This is a genomic window from Treponema succinifaciens DSM 2489, assembly GCF_000195275.1.
Lineage (GTDB): Bacteria > Spirochaetota > Spirochaetia > Treponematales > Treponemataceae > Treponema_D > Treponema_D succinifaciens.
In genome coordinates, this window is the sequence record NC_015385.1 from 999,000 (window position 1) to 1,013,529 (window position 14,530).

Annotated in this window: 15 protein-coding genes; 11 read left to right on the top strand and 4 right to left on the bottom strand. The window is 30.7% G+C overall.

Annotated elements, in window-relative coordinates:
- Positions 1-15: 15 nt before the first annotated feature.
- The gene (locus tag TRESU_RS04745; RefSeq protein ID WP_013701151.1) at positions 16-396 is read right to left on the bottom strand and encodes a desulfoferrodoxin family protein; all 381 of its coding nucleotides are present in this window, start codon (positions 394-396) and stop codon (positions 16-18) included.
- 494 nt (positions 397-890) lie between these two features.
- Between TRESU_RS04745 and TRESU_RS04755 the strand changes: the two genes are divergently transcribed.
- Positions 891-1,232, top strand: coding sequence for a hypothetical protein (locus TRESU_RS04755; RefSeq protein WP_041611985.1), 342 nt, complete (start codon positions 891-893; stop codon positions 1,230-1,232).
- On the opposite strand, the gene TRESU_RS14900 is transcribed toward TRESU_RS04755, so the two are convergent.
- The 3 genes from TRESU_RS14900 to TRESU_RS15520 all read right to left on the bottom strand — a co-directional run bounded on the left by TRESU_RS14900 (position 1,217) and on the right by TRESU_RS15520 (position 2,915).
- Positions 1,217-1,507, bottom strand: a complete 291-nt coding sequence (locus TRESU_RS14900) for a hypothetical protein (RefSeq protein WP_148228259.1) — start codon at positions 1,505-1,507, stop codon at positions 1,217-1,219. The genes TRESU_RS04755 and TRESU_RS14900 overlap by 16 nt on opposite strands.
- 249 nt (positions 1,508-1,756) lie before the next feature.
- Entirely contained in the window at positions 1,757-2,305 is a 549-nt protein-coding gene (locus tag TRESU_RS15515; RefSeq protein ID WP_245535709.1) for an ISAs1 family transposase, read from the bottom strand.
- Positions 2,247-2,915: an ISAs1 family transposase gene (locus TRESU_RS15520; RefSeq protein WP_245535710.1), complete on the bottom strand. Its 669-nt coding sequence runs from the start codon at positions 2,913-2,915 to the stop codon at positions 2,247-2,249. Before TRESU_RS15520 ends, TRESU_RS15515 begins: the two co-directional genes overlap by 59 nt.
- 537 nt (positions 2,916-3,452) lie before the next feature.
- Between TRESU_RS15520 and TRESU_RS15525 the strand changes: the two genes are divergently transcribed.
- The 10 genes from TRESU_RS15525 to TRESU_RS04820 all read left to right on the top strand — a co-directional run bounded on the left by TRESU_RS15525 (position 3,453) and on the right by TRESU_RS04820 (position 14,529).
- Positions 3,453-3,662: a hypothetical protein gene (locus tag TRESU_RS15525; protein WP_013701152.1), complete on the top strand. Its 210-nt coding sequence runs from the start codon at positions 3,453-3,455 to the stop codon at positions 3,660-3,662.
- Positions 3,663-3,842: 180 nt separating this feature from the next.
- Positions 3,843-6,044, top strand: a complete 2,202-nt coding sequence (locus TRESU_RS04780; protein ID WP_013701153.1) for a hypothetical protein — start codon at positions 3,843-3,845, stop codon at positions 6,042-6,044.
- A gap of 3 nt (positions 6,045-6,047) precedes the next feature.
- A complete protein-coding gene (locus TRESU_RS04785; protein ID WP_013701154.1) occupies positions 6,048-7,565 on the top strand; it encodes a lipopolysaccharide biosynthesis protein in 1,518 nt (505 codons plus the stop codon).
- A 1-nt stretch (position 7,566) separates the two neighbouring features.
- Entirely contained in the window at positions 7,567-8,466 is a 900-nt protein-coding gene (locus tag TRESU_RS04790) for a GNAT family N-acetyltransferase (RefSeq protein WP_013701155.1), read from the top strand.
- Complete coding sequence (locus TRESU_RS04795; protein WP_013701156.1) at positions 8,463-9,488, top strand: polysaccharide pyruvyl transferase family protein; 1,026 nt, start codon at positions 8,463-8,465, stop codon at positions 9,486-9,488. Before TRESU_RS04790 ends, TRESU_RS04795 begins: the two co-directional genes overlap by 4 nt.
- Positions 9,485-10,723, top strand: a complete 1,239-nt coding sequence (locus TRESU_RS04800) for a Coenzyme F420 hydrogenase/dehydrogenase, beta subunit C-terminal domain (protein WP_013701157.1) — start codon at positions 9,485-9,487, stop codon at positions 10,721-10,723. Before TRESU_RS04795 ends, TRESU_RS04800 begins: the two co-directional genes overlap by 4 nt.
- Positions 10,720-11,658 (top strand): polysaccharide deacetylase family protein, encoded by a 939-nt coding sequence (locus tag TRESU_RS04805; RefSeq protein ID WP_013701158.1) that lies wholly within the window; start codon positions 10,720-10,722, stop codon positions 11,656-11,658. Before TRESU_RS04800 ends, TRESU_RS04805 begins: the two co-directional genes overlap by 4 nt.
- An 11-nt stretch (positions 11,659-11,669) precedes the next feature.
- Complete coding sequence (locus TRESU_RS04810) at positions 11,670-12,761, top strand: glycosyltransferase family 4 protein (RefSeq protein ID WP_013701159.1); 1,092 nt, start codon at positions 11,670-11,672, stop codon at positions 12,759-12,761.
- Positions 12,758-13,744 carry an EpsG family protein gene (locus TRESU_RS04815; protein ID WP_013701160.1) on the top strand — a complete coding sequence of 329 codons (987 nt, stop codon included), beginning with the start codon at positions 12,758-12,760 and terminating at the stop codon, positions 13,742-13,744. Before TRESU_RS04810 ends, TRESU_RS04815 begins: the two co-directional genes overlap by 4 nt.
- Positions 13,744-14,529: a glycosyltransferase family protein gene (locus TRESU_RS04820; RefSeq protein ID WP_013701161.1), complete on the top strand. Its 786-nt coding sequence runs from the start codon at positions 13,744-13,746 to the stop codon at positions 14,527-14,529. Before TRESU_RS04815 ends, TRESU_RS04820 begins: the two co-directional genes overlap by 1 nt.
- Position 14,530: the final 1 nt, after the last annotated feature.

The following is a 14,530-nucleotide window of genomic DNA, read 5'->3' on the forward strand; positions in this document are numbered from 1 at the left end:
AATCCTCCGTAAAATTTAGTATTCCGCTTTCCAAAGTCTGTGGATGTTGCAATATTCATAGGCGGCTTCAACTCTCTCCCCGGTCATAACGGCAAAATCTACGCTTGGAGAATTTCCTGGACGAAGCCATTTTTGCTGGATTCCCTTGTCGGTTTGAAGCAAAATCCATTCGATGTAATGCTCTGCTTCCGACGGATGAAGTTTTGAGCCTACAGTAACAGAAACTGTGTTTCCCTCAACTTTAATTACAGGAATGTGCTTTTCCGAAGAGCCGTCTGTTGTTCCTGGCACAAGTTCCTGCATTGCTTCTCCGCAGCAAACTGTTGGAATTCCAGAGTCCTTTACGATGGCGATGATTTTTCCGCAGTGCCTGCAATAATAAAATTTCAACTGCATATAGACCTCCAAGAATTTTGCAAAGCCGGATTGAAAAATAACCACAATTTTTTTGTTGCCTATTATTTTTCTTTTGCCTTGCGTTTACGCTTTTAAGATACCACAAAAAAATCATGTGTAAACAAAAAACGTCCGCAAACGGTCATCAAAAAATCACCATCGGTATGGTGAGAGAAAAAATTATTGCTGCTTATAAATAGGTAGTTTAAATTAGAGGTTTTATGAAGGAAAAATGGAAATTGCTGTTTTATTTTAAAATGTAATTTTAATTTTTATGGTATAGACAATATGGCGAAATTACGGATTAAATATTTTGGACCAATAACAGAAGGTTTTGATTCAGAAGATGGTTTTATAGACTTTAGAAAATTAACTCTTTTTATTGGTGAACAGGGGACTGGAAAAAGTACCGTCGCAAAATTATTCTCTTTATGCAGTTGGCTTAAAAAGGCCTTTTTTTTCGTGGTGATTATGATGTAGCCTCTTTTGGAACTTTGGATTTCTATGAAATTTGCAGAAATCAGCTTCTGGAAGATTCTTTTACTGAAAAAATAGAATTGGAATATGCAGGAAACGCCTGTCATTTTTGGTTTAAAAAAGATGCTTTTTTGGCAGAAGAAATAAAGGTTTCAAGAAATAAATACAAGCGTCCTAAAATAATGTATATACCGTCGGAAAGAAATGTCCTTTCTGTTGTAAAGAATATTGAAGAACTCGATAACCTTCCGCTTTCTGGTTACAAGGCTCTTGTAAATAAATCAAGCGGAGAAACTTTTATTTTGGAAGAAAAATCTGGGAGAGCACTTCCTCTTGTATGTGCCTACAGCGGATTATAGTCAATTTTTCCATCTGCATTGGTAACATCGTATCTTGCTGCACAGTCAGAATTGGAAAGGTTCATGACATCTGGAATTTCAAAGAGCGTTTCAAATGGAACTCTTGCCGAAATAACAACGGTTGCGAATAAATATACAAATTCATTTTTTTCTAAATGTTGTGGAAGAACCAGCGCAGAATCTGTTTCCAGAATCGCAGATGAAAAATTTGGCTTTTTTTTTTGCTGGAAGCGGCAAATGTTAATGATGAAAACAAAATTGTGATGACGACACACAGTTCCTGTGTGCTTTTGTATATAACATTAGCTGCAAAAGCGTATGAACTTATGAACAAAGGTGTTAAATTTGATTTCAGCACGCAAAAACAAAACGAACGGCAATAGGAACGCTGCTAAGTAATGACCAGTTTGCAATGCACAATGTGTAATCTCTTTATTCTCTTGGACATTTGCTGTCCTGGGAGATTCAACAGGGCAAACGCATGTAAAAACACTTTCTGATAAAATTACAGAAAGTGTGAAATTTTAAAGGAGCCTTAAAACCGTTTGGCGGAACTGGCGGTTTTCCCGAAACCAGATCGTGCGCTTGCTTAAACTGTCCTGTTTTTTATTCTCCGGTTTTTCTGCTTGGCGTAAGATATTTAATGCAAGCCGGCGCATAACTGTCATGTTTTCCGGACTATGATCCTTTCGGTGCCTTTTGTAGTCCTCATTGAAAGTCATATCAAGACACCAGTGAAGGCGGTTTTCAATTCCCCAGTGTAGTCGAATTGATTTTTTCACAAGTTCAATGTTATCAAGTGAAGTTAGAAAAAACCTGACGTCTGTGGAAGTTTTTCCATTTACAGTCCGTTCTTCCCGTGCCATGGCAACAGCCTTAAGTCCTGGCCATTCATCTTTATTCTCCAGCCACGACAGGTTCGTGCAGAGGTAATATTGCCTGTTTTCAATTCGTCCATGGTCAGGATTACATTCCTTTTCGCTTTTTATAACTCCGTATTTTGCAAGCTCCTTTTCATCCATAGAGAAAAAATCTTTTACGGCTTCGTGTGTCGTGCTTTGATTTCCTTTCAAAGAAAGAACATAGTCTGCTTTTTTTTTCCTTAATTTTCTCGCAGATTTTTTTCTGGCAGCCCATTGCATCGATTGTGATTATCATTCCCCTTATATCAATCAGTTCCAAAAGCTCAGGAATTGCAGTGATTTCATTTGACTTTTCATCTGTCTTTACCTGCCCAAGAATGAGGGACAGTTCATCTGCCCATGCACTTACATTGTGAATTCCCTTTGCTCCCGTGACCTTGTTTGAGCCGCACACCGTCTTTCCGTCGATGGCAACAATTGTTCTGTCCGGTTCAATTTTTACTTTTTCGTAAATTCCATGAGTCCACTTTATAAAAACTTTCTCGATTTTATCTGCGTTCACATTTCTGAAAATCCGGAGAATTGTGTCGGCACTTGGCGGACCTAACTCAAACTTCACCAGCCCCTTGATGGACTCTTCCGCTTCCTCCGCCCATTCAGCTATGTGCTCAATGTCCTTGATGCCGCTTAGCAGCCCGAACAAAACCAGCAGGAAAATATCAGCCAGTTCAAACTTCCTGCACCTTTTTACTCTAAAATCGTCTATTTCTTCCAGACTTTCTCTTAAAAGCATAATTCCACCCAAGGGGAATTTTACCATTTTGTGCATTTTTTAAATAGTAGTTTAGAGATTTAAAACAAAAAATTTTTACATGCGTTTGCCCTGGAATGTATGTAGAAAATTGATGTTTAAAACAAGATATAACTGATTTTTGAAACCGTTTAGTTTTGCAATTTTGCTACCAATGATTTTTTGCGTTTGAAAAATCCAAAATCTATTTTATCCTTATAAATTCTTCATGAATTTTTTTTATAACGGAAGAAGTGATGTTTTGTTCCAACAATGATAAATTTGTTTTTTCTTGAGAAACAGAAATACTTTCTTCAAAAAGTTGCTTATAGGAAATATTTAGTGCACTGGCAATATTTTGAACAACTTCTAGCGAGGCGGATTTTCTTCCAAGTTCAATTCAAATCCGCTTGAGTCCAGCCAAATTCTTTTCTTATTTTTCTAATATTGTTTCCTAAAACCAAAAGAATATCTGTCATTAAAATTATTATGTTGCTATCAGCAATACTTGAAAATTATCTAAAAGCAATTTATAATATTGAAAATAGCAATATTTAGGAGAAGATTTTGACCCGACACGCCATTCTCTGCGGCTGTGCCTCTGACGGATTCACGCAGAAAAAAATAAACGAAATGTACGATTTTCTCACAAGCAGTTCCGGCGGTGCATGGGCGGAAAAAGAAATTGTGTTTTTCCCGAACGGCGTGAGCGAGGCGATGCTTTCCTTTGTGCTTGAACGGCTAAAAGCGGATAAGGCTGAACAAATTTTTCTATAATATATGTACTTTGTCGCCGGTTGTGGATGAAGATAAGTCGGTGTGGCTGGGTGGAGATGAAATTAGAAAAAGCTTGATTGAGGCGTTCTGTGCGGAGGGTCACGGTCAGGTGGTTTATGACTGTGGCAGGGAATTGGTGAGAGAAGAAGAGGCGGCGATTTTTCAGTTTTGGAGGTCCTTGTGAAAAATAAAAAAAGTAATAACTTAGGAGTATTTATTTTTCTACTTTTTTTAGGATTTCTTTTTAGTGTTTTTGCAGTTGTTCTTTGTAAATATTCATTAAATTTTTCGAATCCATTTCCAATTATACTTTCAATTAGAAGTGGATGTGAAATTGAACATATAGATTTTTCTAGTATGCAGACTCTGTATTTTTCATTTTTTCTTGGCATAATAGGAATTTATTTTACAGTTTTAAGTATTTTATTAAATGCAAGACCAGAACTTTCTATTGGAAATTATTTTTTTTATGTAAAAAATAATTTGTTGTTGTTTCTTTCTGTCTTTACATTTTTAATTGCACTTTTAAATTTAATAATACCTTATTTAAGTATTGAAAGAAAAGTTGGTTTTAATTTTCAGGTCTTTAGTATTTTTGAACTTATATTTTTTATACCTTTTTTATTTAGAACACTTTTTTATATGGAAAATAAAAAATTATGTGCAAAATTATATAAAAAAATTGTTTCTGCCAAAGAAGCTAATATCGATTCTGATATTTCTTTAAAATTCTATTTTGATTTTGTTTATCCTTCATTTCTTGAAAATTCTTTTTCAGTTTTTGATTCAATGCATGAACTTCAAGAAAAAAGAGTAATTCCTGATTACTTAGATTGCAATGTTTTAAATATACTTCTTTCTGATTTTGAATTTAAAAGCAATTATGTTGTTTTAAAGCAAGCGTTAAAGAAAATAGGTGGATATATTACTGCTTATTCAGGCTCAATAAATTTCGGTACTGGTATAACATTGAAACGTAATAATTTAGTAACTTATATAGAAAAATATGAACTTCTATATTTTAAATTATATGAACAATTGTTTTTTTGTAATCAAGTTGAATATCCATACATTTTGGAGGCTGTTGGATTTATAAAAGATTTTCTAACAGATGGAAAAAATAAAGTAAATAATAAAATTCTATTCAGCAATTTTTTCAATATATATAAAAGTATTCTTATAAACTCTAAAAGAATGGTTGTGTTTTCAATGTTTAAATGTGATTCTGTGAACATTCATTCTCATATTCACGATTTTATGATTTTATCTCAAAGTCTTGAAATGAATTATTGTGAAGAGAATCTTGAACTATTGGAAATGCATGAAAAATTTCTTATAGATATTTTTACACATATAATAAATTTAGTACAAATGCAAAGAATTGATAAAAATAATCTGATTTTTGTTTATAGAGGATTAGAACATATAAAAAAAATTGATTTATTCTATATTGATTTTGAGCCATACTTCGAAATATTACCAAGTATTGCGTGGCATAATATTAAGTATTCAAGAAATTATTACATTTCGATTCTTCTTGTTCTTTGCAAAAATAAAAATGAAGAATTTTACAATGAGACTTTAAATAAAATTATTTATAAAAACAATGGAACATCTGATTTAAATACTGTATACAACATATTAAAAGAAAATATTGAATTGATTACAGAAGATGATTTATCATTGTTTTTTAGTACAGATGAAATTTTGAAATCTTTAAAATTTGTAAAAAATGATATTGATTCAAAAGTACGTAATATAAAAACTGTAGAAATAGAATCCTTAAAAAATATTGATGTATCATCAGAATTATCAACAGCTATTGAAAAACTAAAAAATGAATTGAAAATATCTCTTAGACAATTATTAAAAGAAGAATCGGATGGAATAGAAAATGATTCTTTTTATTTTCCATTCAAATTTGATTTTAATGTAAAGCTGTTAAGCGAGCATTTTTTCGAGACTTATACATTTGATTTCTTAAAAGAAACTCTTTGGAAAGTTATTTGTAGTCATTTTATAAAAAATACTGAAAAAATAAAAATTTCTTCAATCAGAGAAATTTCTAATCTGGAAAATGAAAATAAAATCTTTGTTTCGCCAAATTGTTTTGATTCATTAATTGCAGATAAAAAATTTCAGTTCAATGGTAGTCAAATAAATTTTGATAATAAAAAAATCGAAACAATTTATATTAATGAAAACAATAAATATATTATTCCTTTTTCTGAAATTAAAAAGAAAATTTTTTTAACAGATATAATAGATTTTCAAAATAAATCTGAAAAAAACATTGAGAATGGAAATGTTATTATAACTGTAACATTTCATTTAGTTATAAAAGAAACTGAGGAAAAATCAAAAGTTTATATTCTAAATTAAAAAATGCCAAGTACAGCAAAAAAGATTACATTAAATACATTTTTTCTCTATGCGCGTCAGATTCTCAATATATTTGTAAGCCTGTATACGGTAAGAATTGTATTAAATATATTGGGAACAGAAGATTATGGCATTTACAATGTTATTGCTGGAATTGTTGCGACTTTGGGATTTATTAATAATTCTATGTCAAATGCCAGCCAGCGTTATTTTTCTTTTGAGATTGGAAAAAATAGCAATGGACTTTCAAAGCTTTTCTCAATGACAATCATGAGTTATATAGGAATTGCTGTTGTAATTGTTTTGCTTTCAGAGAGCATAGGACTCTGGTATGTTTCAGAGAAAATGATTATTTCAGAAGGAAGAGGTGAGGCGGTTGTTCTTTCATTTCAGTGTGTTATTGCAACTTTTGTATTTTCTTTTATGTCATCTCCTTTTACCGCGTTAATAATTTCAAATGAGAATATGTTTGTTTTTTCTTTTGTCAGTGTATTTGAATCACTTGCAAAATTGATAATGACGGTAGTTTTGACAAAAGTGAATTTTGATAAGCTTATTCTTTATAGTTTTTTAATGATTTTTCCATCTGCAATTTCATTTTTTATTTATATGCTTTTTTGCTTTCTTAAATATAAAAATGTAAAGCTTATAAAATACTGGAATTGGAGTCAAATATGTGGTATGTACATTTATACATTCTCCAATTTGGGTGGCTCAATAATAAATATTTTTAAAATTCAGATTTTGAATGTTTTTATAAACCAAAGGTTTAATTCTAAAGTTGTTGCGGCGAGGGGAATTGCGACAAACATAAGTGGGATAATACAAAGTTTTTCAATAAATTTCTCTACTGCGATAAGCCCATTTGTTACTAAGCAGTTTGCACAAAACAGAAAAAAGGAACTATATGATTTTTTGATTTTATCATGCAAGATCAGTTATTTTATAAATTTTGTTATTGGTCTTCCTGCGTTTTTAGAAATGGAATATCTCTTGAATATTTGGCTGAAAATTCCGCCTGAATATTCTGTTATCTTTTCAAAATTGATAATAGTCGATTGTTGCATAGATTCTCTGACATTGCCTTTGATGGTTGGAATTCAGGCAACTGGAAAAATCTCAAAATATGTTTTTTCTATGTCTGTCTTTAACTTGTTGTATCTTCCTATCTGCCTTATTCTTTTCCATTTAGGTTTTGATGCAACTTCGGCATTAATAGTATCTCCTGTGTTCACATTTTTTTCTATTTTTATACGTATTTTTTACATTTGTAAAAATATGGATTATAAATTCATAAATCTTATATTTAAAATATTAATTCCTGTGATTTTAGTTTCTGTAATTTCATTTTTTATAATGTTTGTTTTTACAGGATTTTTTGTCCAGTCATTCTTCAGACTTTGCGAAACCACTGCTGTTTCTCTTATTGTAAATGTGATTTTGATATTGTCATTTGGACTTAATAGAAATGAAAAATTTTCTGTTTTCTCAAAAATAAAGGCAAGATTGGAGAAGAATTGATATGAATATTTATATAGAAAAACTAAAAACGGAATACTCTCCTGAACTTTTGCCGTTTACATTTAATCAGACAGGAATGCTGTATGATGATTCAAATTATATTCTTTTTTGGGAAGATAAAGAAAGTTGTGGAAAAGTTGGATTTCACGTTGAAAATAAAACAATATTTATGCAGTCATGTCTTGTTGATTTTTATGATAAAGATACTTTTAAGAAAATTATAAAGTATATTTTCAAAACTCTACGACCAAAGGCAATAGAATGCCATTATTCTCTTTTTAACTTTTTTTATAATTTACATTCGGATCATAATTATTCAATAGAGCTTCCTTCAAATTTTAATGAATTGCTTTTAAGAGAAGACAGAAAAAAGAGATACAACCTAAAACGAGAAAGACGAATTCTTTTTGAGATGGGAGTTTCGTTTCGGGAATTACTTGCTTGTGAATTTGAAAATGCAGTTAAAATCTTTTTTGCACAAAAGCGGGTTACACATAATAGAGATTGGGGGCTATCACCTAATGATTTCTTGAAATGGCTAAATATTACAAATATTTATGTTCTTGAAAAGAATGGAGATTTTATTGCCTTTGCAATGTCAGATGAGCATTTCAAAAAAGTTATTTTTGAACAGACAAGTTATGACATAAAATGGAAAAAATATTCACCTGGTTCTGTTATTTATCTTTGTTTTCTTGAAAAGATGATAGAGAAAGGCTATTCAGAAATTTTTCTCGGGGGGGGGCGACATGAATATAAAAAAATGCTTGGAAGTAGAGAGGATTTCACATTTAATGGTGAAATTTCAAGACATTATATTGTTAAGGGATTTTACAACTTTATTCATGGTATAGCTTCTAAAGCAAAACATATATTTGTAAAGGTAGAAAATAAAAAATGAAAACAGGAATAATTACTTTTCACGATACAACTAATTATGGTGCTAATCTTCAGGCATACTCTCTTTTTAAGGCTGTTAAAAATCTTGGGTATGAGTGCGAAATAATAAATTATCAATGCGAAAACATAATAAAAAGAGAACTTCCGTTTATAAATATACATGGTTCAGTGAGAAATTTTATAGGCTCTCTAGTTCGCTATCCTAAACGTGCTATAAAGCATTTTAATTTGTGCCGGTTTATAAAAAGTCATGAGAGACTTTCTCAAAAAATCTACACAAGAAAAAATATATCTGAAGCAAATTCTGTATATGATAATTTTATTGTTGGAAGTGATATTTTATGGAATCTTTCAATTTCGGGAAATGATTTTTCATATTTTCTTGATTTTGCTGGTGATAATAAAGGTAAATTTTCTTATGCAACTTCAATTGGAGAACCATGGACTGAAAAAGAAAAATCAGAAATAAAGAAATGGCTTTCAAGATTTGATGAAATCGCAGTTAGAGAAAAAGAAGCTGTAGATTGGGTAAATGAATTATCAGAAAAAAAAGCGAATTTGGTTTGTGATCCTACGATGCTTATAGAACCAGAAGAATGGGAACATTTTACAAAGAAACAGAAGTTCGGGAAATATGTCCTTATCTATTTACCGAATGAAAAATGCCAAGCAGATGCTAGAAATTTTGCAAGAGCTAATAATTTGAAGATTGTTGAATTAAAATTTTATGATTCGATAGAAATTTTTCTTTCTAAAATAAAATATGCAGAATATATTTTCACAGGATCATATCATGGTTTTTTGTTTTCTTTGTATTTTCATACAAATATAATGTTCTATAATTTTCAGGATACTTCCAGAATGAGGTTTCTGGCGGAAAAATTCAATATAGAGAATCATGATGCAACAAATATTTTAGAGATAAAAGAAATTCCAGAAATTAACTGGGACTTAGTGGATAGAATTAGGGAAGAATTTCAAGATTCTTCATTGGATTATCTAAAAGGAATCTTGAAAAAATGATTTGTCCTGATGAAAAATGCACAGGCTGCGGCGCCTGCGTTTCAATTTGTGCAAAAAAAGCGATTATCCTCAAAGAAGATTTGTATGGATCTCTACGTCCTTTTGTGGATTCTGAAAAATGTATTAATTGTGGATTATGCAAAAAGGTTTGCCCGAATAATCAGAATTTATCTTTTTCAAAAGTGAAAAAAGTTTATGTCGCTTATAGCTTTGATAAGTCCGTTTATAATAAAGCTGCTAGCGGTGGAATTGCTTCTGAACTTTATAAGATTGCTATAAAAAATAATTGGTTTTCGATGGGAACTTGTTTTGATAGGCATACCGGAGTTTTTTATAAAGAAGTAAAAGACGTTTATGATTTAGATTGGGCTTGTAGTTCAAAATATGTTTATTCAAATATGCTTCCAGCATTTAATTGTTATTGCGAGCATCTTTCTAAAAATGAATATGCGATTTTTATTGGTCTTCCTTGTCAATGTGCGGCATTGTATTCATATTTAAATCTGAAGAACAAAAAATTTACAGAAAACCTATTCCTTGTAAATATTATTTGTCATGGAGTTCCAAATTGGAAATTTCTTGACGAACATCTTGATTTCATTGAAAAGAAATCTGAAAAAAGAATTTCAAAAATTTTTTTCCGTAGTAAAACTGCGGATGAAAGTCATAGGGGTGGTAACTCCTATGACTATCATCTGAGATGTATCTCAGATGATAGTCAGGAATTTTATATTTGTGATATGCACAAAAAAGAATCTTACGGAAATGCATTTTTAAGTAATTTAATTTTTCGGGAAAACTGTTATTCGTGCAGCTATGCAAAGCCAGAACGTTTTTGTGATTTGACTATTGGTGATTACGATGGTTTAGGCTGTGAGGTTGAGTATAACAATCCTGTAAAGCAAGTCTCTTGTGTTCTGTGTTACACAGAAAAAGGAAATGTGCTTGTGAAAGAATTAAAAGAATCGTGTTACTTAGAGAATAGACCTTTGCCAGAACCTTTTAAATATAACGGGCAACTGAATTATCCTTCTGTTCCGCATAAAAACAGGGGCAAATTTAAAAATAGTTATTTGCAAACAGAAAACTTTGAATATGCAGTGAAAAAATCATTGATAAGGGAAATGTATTTTTCTTTTAATCTTTTTTCAACTGCAAAACAATTTATAAAAAACAACTTCAAGTTTGTTTATGCAATCTATAAAAAATTCAAAAAAATTGGTGGCTGCAGATGATAAAAAGAATCCTTAGAAAAATGAAGCATTGCATTCAAGATATTGGAACAAAAGGTTATGTGCTTATGTTGCACAGAGTTTCGGAAATTGAATCCAATGGAATTTTTATGAATGAAAATATGAAAGTTTCTCCTAAATTTCTTGAGGAATTTATTTTGAAATATAAAGAAAAATATGATTTTATTTCTTCGACTGAAATAAATGACAGATTAAAAAATAAATCAAAGAAAAAGTTTATTGTTTTTACAATGGATGACGGATATTTAGATAATTATACAACCGCTTTTCCAATTTTTAAGAAATATAATGTGCCGTTCACTGTTTTTGTAGCAAGTGATTTTCCGAATATGAAATGCTTTTTGTGGTGGCATATTCTTGGGGACATGATTAAAAAAAATGACCATATAAAACTTTCGGACGGAAGTATTTATAGTTGTGCCACTTTAGAAGCAAAAAATTTAGTATTTGAACAACTTCGTTCAAAAATTCTTCTGTTAAATTCGCAAAATTTGATAACAAAGTTTTGTAGCCTTTTTGAAATTGATTTGCCTGAATTGCAGACTTTGAATGCGAAATATTGTATGTCTTGGGAAAACATTGTTGAACTTAATAAAAATTCTCTTGTAACAATTGGTGCTCACACAGCACATCATGCAAATTTGAGGGCGATGAAAACAGAAAATGATGTTAAGCGAGAGATAATAGAAGGTTTGAATGAATTTGAGAATCATATCCCAAATTACAAAAAATCGGTTTTTGCTTATCCATTTGGCTCTCCTTTTGAAATTGGAAAAAGAGAAATTGATATTGTTGAAAAAATGGGATTTACAAGTGCCTTTTTAGGCTGCGGACGTGGTGTAAAACAAAAAAGCTGTCATTGGGCAATTCCTCGCATTGCATTTACTGAAGACTTTGATTTTTCAATTTTAAAATAGGAAAAACATTTATGAAAGAAAACTGTCTAACTGCAAAATCGATTTCATTTTTTATGCCCGGCAGCGGAAAGAATCCGAGCGGCGGATATAAAGTTGTTTATGAACAGGCGAACCGGCTAGTTATGGATGGCTGGGAAGTATATATTGTTTATCCTGTTCATACATTTATACGAAAAATAACTTTAAGAAATGTTCTTGGAACAGTTAATAGATATTTAAAAGGTTTTTTGGGAAATAATTTTAAAGCCAAATGGTTTGATTTAGATAGCAGAATTCATGAAATAAAAGTCTTTTCTCTAAAAGAACACAATGTTCCAAAATCAAATTTTTATTGTGCTACAAGTTTGGAAACTTCATATTATTTAAATGAATATAAAATTCCAGCTGATAATAAAATATACTATATCCAAGGCTATGAAACCTGGAATGTCCCTGAGCCCTATACATCGAATTCTTATAAATTTGAAATGAAAAAAATTGCTATAGCTCCTTATCTTGTAGAAAAAGTAAAAGCTAGTGGTAGTGAAGTTAGTTTTATTCCAAATGGCTTTGATTTTAATATTTTTGGAATCGATAATCCTATTGAAAATAGAAATCCTCATATTGGAATGATGATGTATGCTTCAAATAATGATATTAAGCGTTGTTCCGATATGATAGCTGCATTTGAAAAAGTAAAGATTAATATTCCAGATTTAAAAGTTCTTGTTTTTGGAGTTCCTGAAAGACCTAAAAATTTACCTGATTGGTTTGAGTATTATCAGCAACCTGAAAAGTCTTTGCTTAGAAAATTATATAATACTGCTGCAGTTTTTGTTGCCGCTAGCAGAACAGAGGGAATGGCTCTTCCCCCTGCAGAAGCTTTTATCTGTGGCTGTGCACTTTGCTGTACAAATATCGGTGGTTTTGGAATCTATGCAATTGAAGATAAAACGGCATTGCTTAGCCCTGTTTTTGATATTGATAAGCTGGCAGAAAATATAATTTTTTTAATGACACATGATGATGTCAGAATTCAGTTTGCAAAAACTGGTAATGAGCTTATGCGGCAATTTACTTGGGAAAAAGCTTTTGAAAAATTTAAGAAGGTTGTTGAAATATGAAATTTTCTAAGAAATTTTATTTTGACTACATTTTGTTTTTTGGAATAGTTGCTTTATTTCTTTCCCTTTTTTCTGCTTTTAGAATTTTTGGAACCGGTGTAGATTATGTCGGCTACCTTGGAATTTTCTACGGCAATAAGTCCACAGAACCTATGTTCAGGTTATTAAAAATTATTAACAACTTTGTTAATGAAGGGACTGTTACACTTGTTTTTATTTATTTTTTTTGTGCATTTATTGGGCTTTATTTAAAGGGTGTGTTTTATGCTCAATATTCAAATAACTTTTTTATTTCTATATTATTTTATATTTTTACAATTTATTTTCTTCATGAGTATACACAAATTAGAGCTGCAATCGGACTTGGTATTTGTTATCTTTCTGTAAAAGAAATTAACAAAAGAGAATTTACTAAGTTTGCAATTAAAATTCTTTTTGCAATATGCTTCCATTATTCTTCTGTGATTATGTTTGCCGTTTATTTTTACTGCAACTTTTTTAAAAAGCCAAAAAGATATTTTCAGATTTTGTGGATTACATTTATTGCAAGTGTTCTTTTGTATAAATTTTTACACGGACAAAGTCTGTTTATTTTTTTAGGTTCAAATTTATATTCAAAATTATTTTTTTTAGAAAAACTTGGTGCATTGCAAAATATGGCTGATTTTTCAGTGTTTAATATTTGTTATCTCCTTATTTTGATTATGAATACAATTTTTTATTTTTTATATAAGGGTTTTCCGGATAAAAATTATGATTTTACGATTTTTCAATTAAGTTCCTTGTCTGTAATTATATTTTATTGTCTTTTTAATTTAGGCTTTAATGTAGTTACTTTTAGACTTTCAGAATTTTTTATTCCTTTTGTTTTTATTGTTATTCCTAAGATTATTTCTAGGTTCAAAGAAAAAATATTTCTTATGCCATTCGCTGTATTGGTTTTAGCATATTACGCACGGGCATTTTTAAAGGCGGTTTTATAATGAAAAAACTCTATCTTACGGTTCTCTACAAAATAAAATACTCGAATTCCCAGACATTGCGCTCATTTTCGGAATTGCGTTTTGGTGACAACAAGAACAATTTTTTCGTTGTCTGGGATAACTCCCCGGAAAGCGAGACAAAAATTCAAGAACTCAAGGAGTTCCTTAATACTGAGAATGTTGAATATCTTCATACGCCTGACAACACTGCACTTTCAAAAGTTTACAACAGTTGCCTTGAAAAATATTCAGATTTTGATTTTCTCATGATTTTTGACCAGGACTCAAAAATTATCCGCAAGGATTTTGATTTCTATCTTGAAAAAACGATTTCGGAAAATCCTGACGTTAATATTTTTCTTCCGCAGGTTTATTCAAAAAATAAATTGTATTCACCTGGAAAATTCTGGATTTTCAAAGGATGGCACTATAAAAGACTTGCCGCCGGAATCCACAAAGACAATCTTTACACAGCAATTATGAGCGGAACAGGAGTCAGAATTCCATTTCTGAAAAAAAACAAAATCACTTTCAACGAGGAACTTTCACTTTACGGAATTGACACGTGCTTTTTCTCAGATGTAAGAAAAATTGACAGCAGGTTTTATGTCTTGGATGAAAGGCTAGAACATGATTTGTCGGAGAATCATTTGTCAAAAGAAGACAGAAAGAAACATACAAGACTTTATCTTGAAGGTACTTTTATTATGAATAAGAAAAGTTTATTTAAGACATTGATTGTTTATCTTTATGAATTATATCTGAAACTTCATGGAAAAATTTAAT